The organism is Vibrio sp. (assembly GCF_984391705.1).
In genome coordinates, this window is record NZ_CFHWOM010000030.1 from 1 (window position 1) to 16,512 (window position 16,512).

General features: G+C 43.3%; 13 protein-coding genes. 7 read left to right on the forward strand and 6 right to left on the reverse strand.

Features of this window, described 5'->3' with window-relative positions:
• Nucleotides 1-220: 220 nt before the first annotated feature.
• Both AC4MRV_RS14420 and AC4MRV_RS14425 read left to right on the forward strand, forming a co-directional pair.
• Nucleotides 221-466, forward strand: a complete 246-nt coding sequence (locus tag AC4MRV_RS14420; protein WP_491188029.1) for a nitrite reductase — start codon at nucleotides 221-223, stop codon at nucleotides 464-466.
• 273 nt (nucleotides 467-739) lie between these two features.
• The gene (locus AC4MRV_RS14425; RefSeq protein WP_491188030.1) at nucleotides 740-3,373 is read left to right on the forward strand and encodes a glycoside hydrolase family 31 protein; all 2,634 of its coding nucleotides are present in this window, start codon (nucleotides 740-742) and stop codon (nucleotides 3,371-3,373) included.
• Nucleotides 3,374-3,424: 51 nt separating this feature from the next.
• Here AC4MRV_RS14425 and AC4MRV_RS14430 read toward each other — a convergent pair whose 3' ends face one another.
• Entirely contained in the window at nucleotides 3,425-3,862 is a 438-nt protein-coding gene (locus AC4MRV_RS14430; protein ID WP_491188031.1) for a DUF4174 domain-containing protein, read from the reverse strand.
• Between the two features lie 106 nt (nucleotides 3,863-3,968).
• On the opposite strand from AC4MRV_RS14430, the gene AC4MRV_RS14435 reads away from it, so the two are divergent.
• Nucleotides 3,969-4,502, forward strand: coding sequence for a GNAT family N-acetyltransferase (locus AC4MRV_RS14435; protein ID WP_491188032.1), 534 nt, complete (start codon nucleotides 3,969-3,971; stop codon nucleotides 4,500-4,502).
• A complete protein-coding gene (locus AC4MRV_RS14440; protein WP_491188060.1) occupies nucleotides 4,483-4,869 on the forward strand; it encodes a nitrous oxide-stimulated promoter family protein in 387 nt (128 codons plus the stop codon). The genes AC4MRV_RS14435 and AC4MRV_RS14440 overlap by 20 nt, the downstream gene beginning before the upstream one ends.
• On the opposite strand, the gene AC4MRV_RS14445 is transcribed toward AC4MRV_RS14440, so the two are convergent.
• From AC4MRV_RS14445 to AC4MRV_RS14455, 3 genes are read right to left on the reverse strand one after another with little or no spacing between them, the layout of a single operon-like run.
• Nucleotides 4,870-5,553, reverse strand: a complete 684-nt coding sequence (locus AC4MRV_RS14445) for a Crp/Fnr family transcriptional regulator (RefSeq protein WP_491188033.1) — start codon at nucleotides 5,551-5,553, stop codon at nucleotides 4,870-4,872.
• Nucleotides 5,554-5,601: 48 nt separating this feature from the next.
• Nucleotides 5,602-6,807 (reverse strand): two-component system response regulator, encoded by a 1,206-nt coding sequence (locus AC4MRV_RS14450; RefSeq protein ID WP_491188034.1) that lies wholly within the window; start codon nucleotides 6,805-6,807, stop codon nucleotides 5,602-5,604.
• Between the two features lie 3 nt (nucleotides 6,808-6,810).
• A complete protein-coding gene (locus AC4MRV_RS14455; RefSeq protein ID WP_491188035.1) occupies nucleotides 6,811-8,484 on the reverse strand; it encodes a response regulator in 1,674 nt (557 codons plus the stop codon).
• Between the two features lie 140 nt (nucleotides 8,485-8,624).
• On the opposite strand from AC4MRV_RS14455, the gene AC4MRV_RS14460 reads away from it, so the two are divergent.
• A complete protein-coding gene (locus AC4MRV_RS14460) occupies nucleotides 8,625-12,179 on the forward strand; it encodes an ATP-binding protein (protein WP_491188036.1) in 3,555 nt (1,184 codons plus the stop codon).
• Nucleotides 12,180-12,229: 50 nt separating this feature from the next.
• Here the strand turns inward: AC4MRV_RS14460 and AC4MRV_RS14465 are convergent, their stop codons facing one another.
• On the reverse strand, nucleotides 12,230-13,390 hold the full coding sequence (locus AC4MRV_RS14465; RefSeq protein WP_491188037.1) for an MFS transporter: 1,161 nt from the start codon (nucleotides 13,388-13,390) through the stop codon (nucleotides 12,230-12,232).
• A gap of 198 nt (nucleotides 13,391-13,588) precedes the next feature.
• Nucleotides 13,589-14,023 carry a thioredoxin TrxC gene (gene trxC, locus AC4MRV_RS14470; RefSeq protein ID WP_491188038.1) on the reverse strand — a complete coding sequence of 145 codons (435 nt, stop codon included), beginning with the start codon at nucleotides 14,021-14,023 and terminating at the stop codon, nucleotides 13,589-13,591.
• A 126-nt stretch (nucleotides 14,024-14,149) separates the two neighbouring features.
• On the opposite strand from trxC, the gene AC4MRV_RS14475 reads away from it, so the two are divergent.
• Together AC4MRV_RS14475 and AC4MRV_RS14480 are read left to right on the forward strand one after the other, a co-directional pair.
• The gene (locus tag AC4MRV_RS14475) at nucleotides 14,150-15,235 is read left to right on the forward strand and encodes a ketoacyl-ACP synthase III (RefSeq protein ID WP_491188039.1); all 1,086 of its coding nucleotides are present in this window, start codon (nucleotides 14,150-14,152) and stop codon (nucleotides 15,233-15,235) included.
• Nucleotides 15,236-15,374: 139 nt separating this feature from the next.
• The gene (locus AC4MRV_RS14480; protein WP_491188040.1) at nucleotides 15,375-16,505 is read left to right on the forward strand and encodes an exonuclease SbcCD subunit D; all 1,131 of its coding nucleotides are present in this window, start codon (nucleotides 15,375-15,377) and stop codon (nucleotides 16,503-16,505) included.
• Nucleotides 16,506-16,512: the final 7 nt, after the last annotated feature.

Sequence of the window (16,512 nt, forward strand, 5' to 3'; positions counted from 1 at the left end):
TATGCAGCGGATTGCAAATCCGTGGACCTCGGTTCGACTCCGGGAGGCGCCTCCACTATTTTGAAAGCTCGTCATCATGACGGGCTTTTTTCGTTTTCTGCTTCCAAAAACTGTCTTAAATCTTGATTGGTATAAATTCTCGTAATCTGCATTTGCTATTCGCGCTATCTATGTTTAATTTATAAATCAGTGATATAGGTTAGTAGAAAAGGAATTGATGATGGAAGATGTACTCATTGTTGCGATTATATTCGGAGCTCTGTTTGGCGGGCGTATTATCAAGCTGGTGCTCGATCACCGTAAAGAAGTCAAAAAGCTTGAGATAAAAGAACGCAGCCAATTGAATACGCAAGATAAAGATGCGTTACAGCACCAGGTGGAAGACCTTAAGCATAGAGTCGAAGTACTCGAGCGAATCGTTACTGACAACAAATACCAAATTGAAAAAGAAATCGCCTCGTTATAGGCCTACCCAGAACATCTCGCAAATAAGTGCTTTAGCATCTCACGAGCTTTTACTGGCTAGCGCAGTTCTTGTGTTAGCCATCAACACACTTCGTTGTACGCCTCACAAATTATAGTTTTCATCAATTATACATTCTTAATGTATTTGATTTGTAAACGCTAACAGACGTTAGTGATATATCTTTTACCTATATCAAGTTAGAAATAGCCTATTTTTCAGCACGATTTGGGCTCGTTAAACTGAACGCAATTTATTGATTGTTGGAAATTTAAAATGCGTTTGAGACCAGTATTAAATGGCGTGGCGTTAGCCATGTTACTTTCAGGTTGTACGACTAATGTACTTGAACCTGCTTCTTTTTCATTTCAAGGCCAATCGAGCTACCAGCTAAATGCTGCGGATGTTTTTCGACTAAGTAAACAGTTAAAACAGAGGGATTTAGTAAAAACGCTTAAACCTTTATATGGAAAGCGTTATTACACTGAGGGTGAGTTCCAATCGGCTATTCTTCGTCAATTTACGCGTGTCCTTGATGATGAGATCTACGGTAAATTGAAACAAAATGCGCTTGTTGATCCTGAAAGCCTGTTTGTTGAATTTCTCTCAGACAATACACTGCGAATCCGTTTTGGTGACCGACAGGTTCCAGCGAAGCAGCAACTCCTCAACCTTAGTAGCTTAAACGCTTCAAGTCTAAAGCAAGTTAATGACACACAATGGATGACGAATAAGTTACGTATTGGTGTTGATCCAAAAACTTTGTGTGTAAGTCTAAGTGACATTGACGGTAATGGGGTTAATCAAGTGTGTCCGACGGAATCACCAGGTTTCTCACTTAACACTGACAGTGATTACCAATACCATGGATTAGGGCAAGAGTTTCAGAGCCCGGGAAATTTGGATGGTCGATGGAACCAACGTACGCGCCATGCTGGAAACAAAATGGAAGGGTTTAATGGCGGAGCGACGGGCAACACGATCATTCCTGTCTTGTATGCTGCGAGCGCGACCAATAAAGACTTTGCGTTATACATGAACAACCTATACAGCTCTGAGTGGTCGTTTAATGATAGAAACGTTGAAGTGACTGCATCCAAAGGAGTTAGTGAAGTTATCGTAATGACAGCTCCTGATCAAAAGACGCTTCGCGAGCAGTTTATGCAAATGGCTGGGAAGCCGCTGGTTCCGCCAAGGAAAATGTTTGGCTTGTGGCTGTCTGAGTATGGTTTTGATAATTGGCGAGAGATGGACAATAAACTGAGTACACTTGCCGAAAATCAGTTTCCACTTGATGGAGTGGTAATGGACCTACAATGGTTTGGTAATGTGATTGGCAATGACCCAGATAGTCAAATGGGCACTTTAACTTGGGATAGAGATAATTTCCCTAACCCTGAGCGTAAAATTGCGCAGTTGAAACAGCAGGGCATCGGGATGGTCTTAATCGAAGAAAGTTATGTAAGCCAAGGGCTTAACGAGTTTAAGGACCTTGAGAAGCGCGGCTTTCTTGCAACAGATCCCGAAACAGGCTTAGCTTCCAACGTAAACCCACACGGTGGCGGAAGCTGGTGGGGGAAAGGCGGTATGATCGATTGGTCAAACCCCGATGTAAGTGCCTATTGGCATGATTGGAAGCGTCAGCCTCTTGTTGATATGGGTGTTATGGGACATTGGACAGATCTCGGTGAGCCTGAGATGTATAACCATAAAGCGCGCTATTTTAACGATCAGCCACACGATGAAATCCATAATTTGTTCAATTACTATTGGCTAGAAGGGATTTATGAGGGCTACAAAGCTAACCAAGTAAAAGCGAGACCTTTTATGATGTCCCGTTCAGGAACGACTGGTATTCAGAAGTTTGGTGCTTCAATGTGGTCTGCGGACATAGGTTCGAATTTAACCAGTTTGGCGACACATATTGGACAGCAAACCAATATGATGCTGTCAGGAATTGATTACTATGGCTCAGATATAGGCGGGTTCCATCGTAAAGGGCTTGGTGTTATCGGCGATGAGAAGCCAGCGGTACTTAATGAAACGTATACGCAGTGGTTTGCTTACAGTAGCTTGTTTGATGTACCTGTAAGGCCCCATACGGAAAACTTATGCAACTGTAAAGAAACTGCGCCAGACCGTGTTGGCGACTTGCTGAGTAATCGAAACAATCTCGCATTGCGATATGAATTAATCCCTTATATGTATTCGCTTGCTCACATGGCGCATCGACAAGGGAAAGCTGTCTTTACTCCGCTAAGTTATGAGTTTGATAATGACGCCGTCACCTATGATGTTGATAATCAAAAAATGATCGGCGAGGGCTTGATGAGCGCAGTGGTCGCTAAATTGGGTGCGAAGAGTGTTGATGTCTATTTCCCGAAGGGCGAATGGTTTGATTTCCGTACAGGTTTACCAGTACGTGGTGATGAGAATAGGGTTTACCGCGCAGCCTTGTACAATAACGAGAATCGCTTTCAGCTACCACTTTATGCGAGAGACGGAGCCATTATTCCTGTAGCTAAAGGGGATGGTGGCAACTGGACCAGTGATGTCCCTGAAAACTTAACCTTAAAAGTGTTTGGGCTAGCAAGCAATGAATTCACTGTATTTGAAGATGACGGCGAAACGACGGCTTATCTAAAGGGAGCGCTAAGACAAACTTCGGTTAAGGTGGACGCTTTCGAATACAGTGCTCGTCTAACTGTGAGCACCACTGGTGGGTATCAAGGAATGCCTCAACAGCGGGCATTAGAATTGAACTGGTACCTGGAAAATGACGTTCAGGTGAAGCAAGTGGTGAATAATGGCGATCAAGAGGTAACTTGGTCTCAAACGGGCAACCAACTGACTGTAAGTCTCGAACACTTACTTCAAGATACTGATACGAAACTCACTATTCACTTTTAGGCTTAAAAGAAAAATCCGGCGGATAGCCGGATTTTTCTTATTTGATATCAGCTAAGCTGAGCATGGACTCGTATTTTGAGCCATTTCATATTGCCTGACAGGCATTTTATCAATGGTTGACTTAATCGAGTCCCAGTTGGTTTTCTTACCCCAGCGAAGTTTCTCCATACCATCTTTACCAACTAACACAGCAGTGTGCTCACCTGGAACGACATCATAAATGTGAAACATGCCACTTAGATTAAATTCATCTCTTACCCAACCGGGAACAGTAAATCCATCTTCGGTGATTACCAGCGTGACCACGTCACGTTCTGCAAGTTCACATTCTATCATCAGGCTTTCGAGTAGGAACTGCTTCACATGTTCGTCATTGGTTGGAGCGAAGTAAATGACGCTCCGATGCGCCCATTTTTCTGAATCCGCAGGATAGGCAAAACACATTTGTGTCAATATAAAAAGTGATATTAACAACGTTAGCTTACGCATTTGAGCCTCCCGGTCGCATTTTGTGGCACCGATATGAATGTAATTTTTATACGATAATTGTAGGTGCTAAGATCGCTAATTACCTCAACTAAACCAAATAAGAAGTATGGAAAAGATAGCAACGGAGAGGCTAGTATTACGCTTAGCTACTTTGGAGGACGCTCCGTTTATATTGGAGCTCTACAACACACCGGACTTTCTCCAGTTTGTAGGAGATAAGAAACTACGCACCAAGTGTGACGCTAGGGATTATATCGAGCAAAACATCCTTAAAATGCATAGTGAGAAAGGTGTTTGCCTTTTGATAGTCGAAACAAAGATCGACGCTATTCCTCTAGGGGTATGCGGCTTGATTAAGCGTGAACAACTTGATGCGTATGACATCGGTTACGGATTTCTTCCCGATGTCTATGGACAAGGCTATGGTTATGAAGCATCGATGGGAGTCATCAATTATGCTAAACAGCGCGGTGATATAGAGGAGCTTGTCGCGATTACCACTTCTGACAACATACCCAGTCAACGTCTGTTAAATAAGCTTGGCTTTACCTATATCAAACTTCAAAACAAGATTAGCGATACAATTGAACTATTACTTTATCAATTGAAGCTAATCGATGATGAAACATCTCCACAGTAACATCCTTCAAGGAGCTTTGTTAACTGAACATAAAACTGTTGCAGCGATGATGGCTATCTATTGTCGTGACAAACATGGTTCAAAAGGAGAATTATGTGTCGAGTGTAGGGAATTGTTAGCTTACGCTGAGATAAGGTTGGACCGCTGTCCTTATGGCCAAGACAAGCCAACTTGTAATAAATGCCCCATTCACTGTTATAAGCCTGAGCAGAAAGAGATGATGAGAGAGGTGATGAGGTACTCTGGCCCAAGGATGCTAATGCCTCATCCCATTTTATCTATTCGACATCTTCTATTAGAGCGAAAGCCAGTACCAGGTAAACCCGCCGAAAATGCGTCTAACCGCCACTTACGTAGGAAACCCTAACTAGTTATATACAGTAGAGCGAATCGACATGAGGCGTTGTTGGAGTCTTTCCTCATCTAACAAATGGATAGCACCTCGGCTGACGCTGATCTCTTGATTAGACTCTAGATTTTTCAGCACTTCGTTTAGTCTCGGACGAGAGATGCCGGTAATAATGCTCAATTGTTTTTGGGAAGCATGGAGCTTAGTTTTGCTCCCTTGGATCTGTTTGGTATGTTTTGCAATTTCAAGCAAAGTGTAGACGACACGAGTTTCCCGGTCATACAGTGAGACAACTTGAGCCATTAACCACTGTTTTTGGGTCGATAATGAACAGTTGTATAGCCACTTATAGATAAAAGGATCTTGCTGAGCAAGATGATCAATTTTGTCTTTGGGGAAATAGATAATACTAATGGGTTCGATTTCCTCGATAGTCGCGTGAAGTTTCAAGTCATGGTTGATCATGCTACCACCTAGCCAAGTACCCGAGCCATAGATCCCAGAGTTCATGGTATTTGTTTGATCGGAACCAAAAGTGATACACGCAATTCCGCTTTTTACGTATACGATACCTGCTATGTGTTCAGTACTATGCGTCGTCTGTGGCAACTGATTTAACTTGATTGCACTAAGCACGATACTGCGCTTTGTTTCTTCTGGTAGTTCACATGGCCAACTAAAGGTATCTCTAAGGTTATCCAATTGTATGTACTCCAAATTTCACGGACGCTCCGACTCGACATAAACAGCTTAACTAGTGGGATTAAGGCTTGTTTGGCATAGGGGCATAATACATAAGCGAAGAAACTCTTGCGAGCTCATTGGTTTATTAAACAAATAGCCTTGTAGAGTGTGACACCCCAATTTTGACATCATTTTTGCTTGTGACTGGGTTTCAATGCCTTCCGCTACAAGCTTCAAATCCAAGCTTTTTCCCAAATTCACCATACACTTTAGCGCTGCGAAGTGCTTAGGACTATCCGACATTCGGCTCACGAAAGATTGATCAATTTTTAGTTCGCTGAACGGGCTGTTTATCAACTGGCTTATGGACGAGAAACCGGTACCAAAATCATCAATAGATATAGTGATTCCACGCATCCTCAAGCGAGACATGTTTTCGAGGGTTTTCGCTAGGTCGCTGGTGATCTGAGCTTCGGTCACCTCTAGGGTTAACTTGTTGGCGGGAAATCGAGCTTCTTCAACCGCTTGAAATACCTTGTCCGCAAAATCTTCCCGCTCAATATCTGAAGGCGAAACATTAATGGCAATTTGAATTTTCTTACCGAGGCGGTGCCATTTTGCTGCGACCTCCAAACTTGAACGGAGCATTTGACAACTTAATGCGTAGCTAAGGTTTTGCTCCAGGATTGAAGGTAAAAATTTATCGGGTGTGAGGAATCCATATGAGGGGTGGTTCCAACGAACTAATGCTTCCGCTCCAACGAGTTCACCGCTACACGCACAGTAATGGCCTTGAAAAAAGGGCTCAAAAGTATCGAGTAGTAAAGCATTTCTTACTTCCGAAGGGCTAATATCTACGCGAGAAGTATGATGTTGTGACTGTTGTTGCGAATGTTTAATCTGCAAAGTTAGTAGGTTACAAAGCGCTTCTCTGCTTACTGGTTTTGGAAGTTTAAATACGTGCTTTAAGCCATATGACTTCGCCATGTCCATCACCGAGTGAAGCACGTCATTGGTCATGCCACTTGTGATGACAATGTAGGGTTGAATACTGATTCCAGAAAGACGCCTAAGAAACTCAACGCCATCCATGCTAGGCATGTTTAAATCACAAAAAATAATGTCTGGCTCTTGTCGTGTAACGTAGTCGAGTGCTTCCAATCCATTACCGCAGATTCTTACAATTGCATCTGTAAGTGTGGTGAGAATTTTCTTCAACACGGCAGCATGAAAAGAGTCATCTTCAATAATAAGAATATGTTTTATTGCCATAGGTTACGCCGCTATATCTGATGTAACTCTAAGCTCACTGAAATCAAGCTGTTTTGCTAATGTGTTACATGCTGTTTGAAAAATTCGGGTTTTTGATTGTGGAGTTCCACGCAAATGTTCTTTACAGACCATAGCTACTTTGGCGACTTGGGATTTACTCCAACTATGAGGCCAAGACTTTGTCATAGCTTCTAACGTGAGAAGACACAACTCACTGTCCACTCTGTTATCTTTGACCGACTTTCCAAGTAGATTTATTGCTTTGTCATAATGACGGTTTGAGATATGCGCTTTCGCGTATTCTTTTACTTTTTTCAGCTCAGCGTAACTTTGCTCTGCGTTAGTGCGATATTGATGAAAATATCGAGTCCACCCTTGTCGAATGCAATCGCTTGTATGCTGCTCTAATAACTGGTTCACTTTAATCACAGCTGCCTTGTATTGCTCTAAGTCATTCATTAAAAAAGCTGCTTTTGCTAACTCCATGCTCTCAAATAGAGAGGGAGTGTGCTCCTCTATATCTAAGGTGAGTTCTTTGTATTTCGTGTAGAAAGCTCGACTTTTATTAAATTCACTTTTCAGGTGGAATATACGGCAAAAGAACAATGCCTCGTAAGCCTTGTATTGATCGCGTGTGAAGTTTTGACGCCACTGCTCAACTAAGCGAGCACATCGAGCAAATTGGCCTTGGAGCGATTCAGAGCCGCCAAATTGAGCTAAATCTAGGTGTAGAGACGCTGTTAGTAACAGATGATCTACGGACTCTCTAAACGAGTTCTTCGATTCAGAGCTTAGAACCTTTAAGCTAACGATAGCGTCAGGTAATTGTCCTTGTGCAACATGGATAGCTACCTTTTTCTCATGGCGTGAAAGCATCTTGGGAGAAATCTCAATGGCTGCTTCCATTTCTTCTAATGCGGCTTGATATTGGTGCTGTAGGGCGTGAATATCACAAGCGATGTCGTGTGCTAATGCGCGCCGTAAAGCATCCTTTTTCATCAACTCGGTAAGAAACAACCCCTGTTTATATTGTCGTTGGATACAAGCAAGTTTTGCCAGTTCTAGTAAAACGGATGGATGGTCACTAGAGCCCTTCAAGTTGATAAGAACATTGCGCGCGTCATCGAGTTGACCAAGTTTTAGTAGCGCTCGTGCTTTTAGTAACTGGCCTCGAGTGATGACTTCGTCATTGCGATAAAAAGCTTGATCTATCATATCGATAGCGCTTTGATATTTACCTAGGCCGATCTGATTAAGCACTCCAGATAGGTGGCGCTTTTTAAGACAAAACTGGGGAAGGCGCTCTTTAAGCATATCGTAGCTCAAAGGCTTAAGTAGGTAGCCGTCAGGCTCTAGTTCCATAAAACCACGAACTACTTCTGGTGTACCATCACCGGTAACAATAATAATCACACAATCAGGGCTAAGAAGGTCTTCAAACTTCAGCTGATCAATTAATTGATAACCATTGGCTTGTTTACCGAGGTTGTAGTCAAACAAGATCAATGCGTAATTACTTTCAGCACAACGCAGTCTCGCTTCTTTAGCGTCCTGAGCAAAATCAATTCTCTGATTAGGGTAACCCAAACGCTGTAACATTCCTTTTGCCGCCGTGCGGTACATAGGGCTATCGTCAACGATGAGAACAGGGCGGTTTGAGTCAATACTGTGTGCCAAAGTCTACAGTCCACAAAAATCTAATTACAAAGTGCTATTATTTTCTTTTTTATACAGAAGCCTGTTCCCTAAAGAGCAGAGGCGCACCTCTTTAAATAATATACTGTCTGTCGTACTGATATCGTGGTGAGTTTGATTTTGTGAAGCATCTATTCCAAAAGGCGTTGCTATTAACACCTCTACTATTTGTCATCGTCTCCCTAAAAGTGGTGAGTGAGCCACGGCCAATAGTTATTGGTATCCCACATGTTGAGAGTGGTGGTAAGTCGTACCATTCGAGTCAGCAAATAAAGCAGCTTCACGGTTTGATAGAGCTATTTTGGGGAGCGTTAAGGGAAAAGCGACAGTTAAAGATCGAGTTTGCCTATGCTGAGCGAAGCAAACTTATGCAGCAACTGAAACTGGGTAAGATTGATGTGCTGGCGACGTCTTCAGGAAACTTGAGCAACAGTGACTTTTTACACAGTATACCTTATGCCTATAACGAGGCAGTCCTTTATGAGCGAATAGATGAGAAGTTTGAGGGTAGACCAGTTGCAATCGATATGGCGAAGGTTATGTTGCCCAACCACTTCAATTCCTCCCAGCAAGCGCTTTATCACGGTGCAGATCTCGAACAAACGATAGCAAGTGCAAGCGCTGTAAACTTTATTTACTCCTGGAGCCCTAAGCGTATGGAGAGAGTAAAGGCGAATAGCGATGCCCTAGATGACTTCGTATTAAGGGCAAATACGGAAGGTGCGCCTATTAGGTTTATGGTACGCAAAGAAAATAAAGCGTTGTTAATGGCAATTAATGAGGATATTCGCCAGATACCAAATGAAGAAATCGTTACTCAATGGATCAAAGAGCACCCGAATGAAGAGATAGCGTTTAACTTAAAGTTCGGCGACTACCACCAAAACTTAGGTGGACTTGCACAGCGCTTTATCGCTGAAAACTCAACATTAACTTACGCATATATTCAGGAAGGTGAAGAACCTTACTTTATTACAGATGGTTTCGAGTTACGCGGATACGCTGTCGATGTTTTAAAAGACATTTCTGAAAAGCTTGGTGTGAGCTTTGTTGGCATGCCCTATGATTCTTTTCAAGATGCTCTGAACGCGATTAAGCGTAAAGAAGTCGACATTTTTCCAGGAATTTACCAAACCGAAGTCCGTGATAACTATTTAGATTTTACTGCACCAATTGATAAAGCATTTGTCTCAATAGTCAGTGAGAACGGATATTCAAACATAGAGAGCCTAGCGGATAAACATATCGCTTTAGTACGCGGGTTTCACGAAAACGACTATGTGTCTAAGTTGGCTCCACTGGCAAGAGTGGAGTTCTTTGATACTGCAGAAGATGCGATAAATTCAGTAGCTAGGGGCGATACCGATGCATTTGTGGGAAAACTACTGAACAGTATCTACCTCGTTGACAGGAATAAGCATTACACACTAACCGTCAAAGTGGCGAGAGATGTTGAAAATGCACTCTGGCCTAGAGTTGCATACGCAAAAGGTAGTGAACAGTTGGGAGAAATTCTTAACTTAGGTATTTATTTGTTAGGGGATAACTATCAGCAAGAATTGGGTAGTCAATGGAAAAAAACAGTCGAAGCGAACTATCAGGGTGAACAGAAGTCGAGAGTCTACCGACAAACCTTGTTTATCGTAGGGTGTTTTTCAACTATAGGTATCGTCGGCTTTGTTGGTTATCGAATACAGCTGCAAAGACGTGAGAAAATTCAACAAACGCTAGAAAAAGCGCTGAGCGAAGCGAAGCAAGCCAAAAGTGAAGCGGAGGAAATGGCGCACGCTAAGTCAGACTTCTTAGCACGTATGAGCCACGAGATACGTACACCGATGAACGGTGTATTGGGTATGGCAGAAGCGCTGTCGTTTACTCATTTAGACCGAGAGCAATCTGATTTGCTGATGACGTTAAATGGCTCTGCACGCAATTTAATGGCGCTGCTTAACGACGTACTCGACTTTTCAAAAATGGATGCGGGCAAGTTAACACTGGAGAATGTTGTTTGTGATATATCCAGTTTGCTTGAAAGTGTTAAAGGTAACTTTATACATAAAGCGAGTGCAAAAGGTCTGACGCTAACACATAACGTAGATAGCCAAATCAATCGAAGTTATGTGGCTGATTCTACGCGGCTTATGCAGGTGTTAAATAATTTAATCTCTAACTCCGTTAAGTTTACTGAGGAAGGTTATGTAGAAATCACGGCAAGTTTGATTTCTGTTGATCACGGAGAATCGCCCGATGGATCGCCAATTGATTTGGTTGCCTTCCATATTCGGGACAGTGGAATCGGTATTCCTAAAGAGAAACTAAAGGAACTGTTTGATCCATTTGTTCAGGCCGATGGAGACATAACTCGCCGCTTTGGGGGCACAGGATTAGGTTTAAGTATTAGCAAGGAAATCGTAACGGAAATGGGCGGCCAGATTAACGTGAGTTCTGTAGCCGGAGCCGGAAGTCTATTTGCGATTGTGTTGCCGATGAAACGAGCGCCTCAAGCAAATTTAGACAAAAATGTCAGTCATGAAGACCAAGATGTCCAGCTTTGCAATCTTGAAGAGTTGCGTGTTCTGTTTGCCGAAGATAACGAAGTGAATCGAAAAGTCATCGGAGGGCAATTAAAGCGTTTGGGTATAAGCTACGATGTTGCGGAGAATGGTGCGATTGCGTTGGAGATGTTTGAGTCAAACCCTGTTTATGACGTTGTGCTGTCCGATTGCCATATGCCTGAGATGGATGGTTTCACTCTAGCGGGAAATATCGCAGCTCAGCGGAAAAACAACCGTCCTTATCTTATAGCAATTACTGCTGATGCCTTGAGCGGGGCAGCAAAACGCTGCTTGGCGGCCGGTTTTGATGACTACATATCGAAGCCATGCCCATTAGATGTACTTCACAATAAATTAGCAGCTGTATCGACATCAAATGTTATAGAGAATCGTTCGGAAGACCATTTGAGTGACTTAGCAAATGTAGAAGATGAAATGAGCTGGCTAAATGAGTTTTCAGAATACGAAGCGGACTCGGAACATACCTTATCTGAAGATCATCAAGTACCAAGTTTTGGTGTCGCTGATGAGGACAAAAGCCATGATATGGTCTGGCTGGTGGAACCATCGTCGGTAATTGAGCAGAGCACGTTTGATAATCAGAAGACCATACCTAAACTTGATGATATTACATGGCTGAACCAGCAATCCGAGAGTGAAGGCCTGCAGGCCAAACAGGAAAGTCTTATAAGCTTGGAGAGTTTATTAGACGAGTTGGTAAATCAAGAATGTGATGAACCGAGCCCGGAAACTAAAGTTGACTTTCTTCCGGCGCATCAACCGTTTTCTCCCGAGCATGTGCTTGATATGAGTGGAGGAGACGAGGCGATAGCCAAAGATATATTGCAAACATTTCTGGATAACTATCAGAGCGATATAGAAGAGATCAATGACGTTATCGTAAAAAAAGATTGGCCCGCGCTTAAAGATGTCGCGCATCGGATTAAGGGCAGTGCCTTGTATCTTGGTTGTGATGGTCTTTCTAAGGTGGCGAAAGAGCTAGAAAATGACAGCGCGCGTGGCATTACAGAGCATGCCGAAAAACGAGTCGACTACATTACAGAAAGTTTGATGTTGATAGCCGAGCAAATAAAAGACTACTGTTATTTGTCAGAGGGTTAATTCGCTGTTGGAAAAGAAAAAGGAGGACATATTGTCCTCCTCGCATCCAACTATTCACCCGCAATTGCTTGGCGTTTAGTTTTAATACTTGCTACAAGCATATAGATACAGGTCGCGAGTAATGTTGCGAACAAGTAACCCATAAGACCTTGCTCTCCGCTCATAAACCAATCGGCCAATACTGGTCCTGCGACAGAACCGACGCTGTAGCTAAATAGCATTACTTGAGTGGCTGACACAATGTAACTTGCTTCTAATTTGTCACAACCTAGGTTGATCGCCACAGGGTAGAGAGCGAATACCGCCATACCAAGTAGAAATAGCCCCGAACCCAACACCTGAATACCGCTATACGTTGTTGTAAGTGCAATCGCGGCAACCCCTAACATACAAAAGACAGCCATTAGGAACGTACGCCCGAAGAATTTGGACATCCATGGAACGATAGGTTGAACAGCCATGCCGCCAAGAATCACAAGAGCCATTAGGCTTCCTAGGTTATCATTGGCAATACCACGTTGAGACAGTTCTAGTGGCATTAAGCCGTAAATCGCTCCTAACGTTAATCCTGAAACAATGCAGCCAATAATTGCAGCGTGGTTGAGCTTAGCGATCTGCTTTAATGAAAGTGGAGTGCTATGCTGACTTTCTGGCTGGTCTGTTTCTCCGAATAGCAAAACAACAATCGCAATCAATAGCATGGTAAAAATGGCGATAAAAGGTACGCCACCAGTAATACCCAGTACACCAATGCCTAGTTGGCCAAGTGATGTTCCACCGTATAGTGAGCCCATATATAGCCCTAAGCGTTTTGCGCGTGCTGACTCATCTCCGTGAAGCAACCAAGATTCGACAATCACGAATACACCAGCGACTGCAATACCAGCGATGAAGCGAGCGACAAGCCAAACCGTTGCTGAGTTCAATGCAGGTAGTACAGCAATGGTCGCGATAAATGCCGCTAAACAGTACACAAATGCGTTTCTATGACCAACTTTTGTTACAACTGGCTCAATTACCACCGCGCCGACAAGTAAACCAGCATAGAAAACACTAGCAAGCCAACTGGCGAGAGAAGACTCCAGCCCGTAATGTGGCAGCATTAATGGAATCAGGCTCATTAAATAGCCTGACGCTACCGCATAAAGAGCAAGCGCAATAACAGGTACAGAAATGCGTGCTTTTGGAGCAGGAGCAAGGGTGTTTTCCAACGTCGTGACCTCTAGTTGATGAAGCAAAAGTAATCAAATTTCGGCGCGACTATGGATGTATTTGGGAGATGGGTAAAACGATAAATTTTTCTCGACACGATAAATAGTATTTATCGAAGCCTAAGTTCTAAAAGTAAGTAAAAAAAGAGCCAATTTTAAACGAAAATGGCTCCTTAAATTGAACTGTTGGTGACGTGGTTATTTAATTAATGCTTGGTTTAACCACTGATCAAATTGACCTTTAGGCAGTGCGCCGTTGATAACATCGACTCTTTTACCCTCTTTAAAGACCATGACCGTTGGAATGCTTCGAATTTGATATTTAGCGGCGATAGATTGCTGAGATTCGGTATCAACTTTTACAAAGCGAACGTTTTTTGCTCGCTCAGCTGCTACGTCTGAGAATACGGGGGCAAACCCAACGCATGGGTTACACCAAGGCGCCCAAAAATCGATAACTACAGGCTGTTTAGATTGGAGCAATGTGTCTAAATTTTGCTCTGTTCCTTCGATGGGGTTGCCGTCCAATAATGGGTTTTGGCATTTACCGCAGTTTGGGCTTTCGGACACTCGCTCGACGGGAACACGGTTTAAACCTGAGCACGAAGGGCATCTTGTATTAAATGTAGACATGACTTTTCTCTTTGTATTTGTAATTGCTGTGACAGTGATTCTTTCAAGAAGATGACACCACCCACCAAGGCTAGTTATACTCTGAAAAGGTCGAGTGACTCAAATAAGAAAATAAAAAGGCTCAGAATGACAACATTTTTTGCAGAAATTACTGGCTGGGGTAAGTGCCTACCGCCAGCTACGCTCTCTAACGATGATTTAAGCACCTTTATCGATACTTCTGACGAGTGGATCCGTACGCGTACGGGCATTGAGAATCGTCGAATTAGCCATGTCGACACGTCAGATATGGCGACAGTAGCCGCCAAGCATGCACTCGCTTGTGCCGGGATTAGTGCCGACGAAGTCGATTTACTGATAGTCGCGACGTGTTCACCTGATTCGTTGATTCCAAATATTGCCTCAAAAGTTTCACAAAACCTTGGGATGAAAGCCACCACAGCGTTTGATTTGAACGCAGCATGTACTGGTTTTGTTTATGGGTTAGAAACCGCAACCCGAATGATTCAAGCAGGCAGTTATAAAAACGCTATTGTGATCGGAGCGGAACGTTTGTCTTTCTATATCGATTGGACTAAACGAGATACGGCTGTGTTGTTTGGTGATGGGGCAGGTGCGGTTGTACTAACGCGAACAGAGCAACAAGTCGGTTTACAACATGCCCAATTAGGTTGTGACTCTGCGGGTCGAGATATTCTTGCTGTACCTAAATTCGGCACATCAATGGATCGTTTTGCTGCCGATAATGGTCATTGGGACTTTAACTTTGTTGGCAAAGAAATCTTCAAGCGCGCAGTAAAAGGGATGGGAGCGGCAGCACATAGCGTGTTATCTCGCAGCCAACTTGCTACTGATGATATTGATGTCGTCATCCCTCACCAAGCAAATATCCGTATTATTCAAACACTTTGCGATATGGCTGGGATCAGCCAAGATAAAGCGTTTGTAAACATTCAGAAATACGGAAATACGTCAGCTGCCACTGTGCCAATTGCGCTGTGCGAATCTTTAGAGCAAGGTTTTGTTAAGCCGGGTGACAACTTGTTGCTCGCTGCATTTGGTGCTGGTCTTACGTGGGGAGCGGGCCATATCAAGTGGGGTGAACGTGTAACGCCAATTGGTGAAAGTGACGCAGCGCTACCTGAGACGGATAAAACGGCATTAGAACTCTTAAGCAACGCGATTGAATTTTGTAAACGACGTTCTGAATAAAGGGCAAGAAAGCTCAATCGTAAATGAAAACCGCGACTTGTTCGCGGTTTTTTGTGCGTTAACAAGAGAAAACCTAAAGCCAACGCAGAGAGATAGCAGTATTATAGAGGGCTAACCATAAGAATGATAAAGGGCTTTCATGAAGTTTCTTCATACCTCTGACTGGCATTTAGGTCGGCAGTTTCATAATGTTTCGCTACTTGATGACCAAATCGCAGTTCTAGGACAAATCGTTGATTACATCCAAAACAATCCCGTTGATGCTTTGGTTATCGCGGGGGATGTGTACGATCGTTCAGTTCCGCCTACGGCTGCAATTGAAGTGATGAACAAGTTTGTGAATCAAGTGTGTGGAGATTTAAAGCTACCAATAATACTGATTCCTGGTAACCACGATGGTGCCCAAAGACTCGGGTTCGGTTCTGAGCGAATGAAAAACGCAGGACTGCACATTATATCCAGCTTTGACGATATGTTGGTTCCCGTAGTGATTGAATCCGACATTGGCCCAGTGGCGTTCTATGGTATGCCTTACAACGATCCTGAAGTTGTGAGGCACTGTTTTAAACAGCCTGTCTCCACTCATGACGAGGCTCACCGCTTTTTAGCTAACGAGATTACCAATTGTTTCCTTCCAGAACATAAGAATGTGTTGGTTAGCCATTGTTTTGTTGATGGTGCGATTGAATCTGATTCTGAGCGTCCGCTATCGATTGGTGGCTCAGATCGAGTAAGCCATGAACATTTCACTTCATTTGACTATGTCGCTCTAGGGCACTTACACCAACCGCAAAAAAAAGGTGAAGAGTACATTCGTTATTCAGGCTCTTTGATGAAATATAGCTTTTCCGAGCAGCATCAAAAGAAAGGAATGACTTTGGTTGAGCTTGATCAGAATGGTTTTAAGCAAACTACGCACATTGACCTATGTGCACCTCACGAGATGCGCATATTGGAGGGGGAAATGGAAAGCCTGTTGGCTGCTGGTCAAACAGATCTAAAGTTTGATGACTACTTATTGGTAAGACTTGAAGATAAACACGCGATCCTAAACCCAATGGATAAACTTCGCGTGGTATATCCGAATGTGTTGCATCTTGAAAAACCAGGGATGTTAGTAGGCGTGGAACAACAGATGGCAAAAGCAAAGCTGGCACGCAGCGAAATGGATATGTTTCGTGACTTCTTCGCCGAAGCGCAAGATTCACAATTGAGTGATGAACAAGAAAGCGCGCTCAGTGGCATTATCAAGCAACTAACTAAGCAGTAAGATCAAA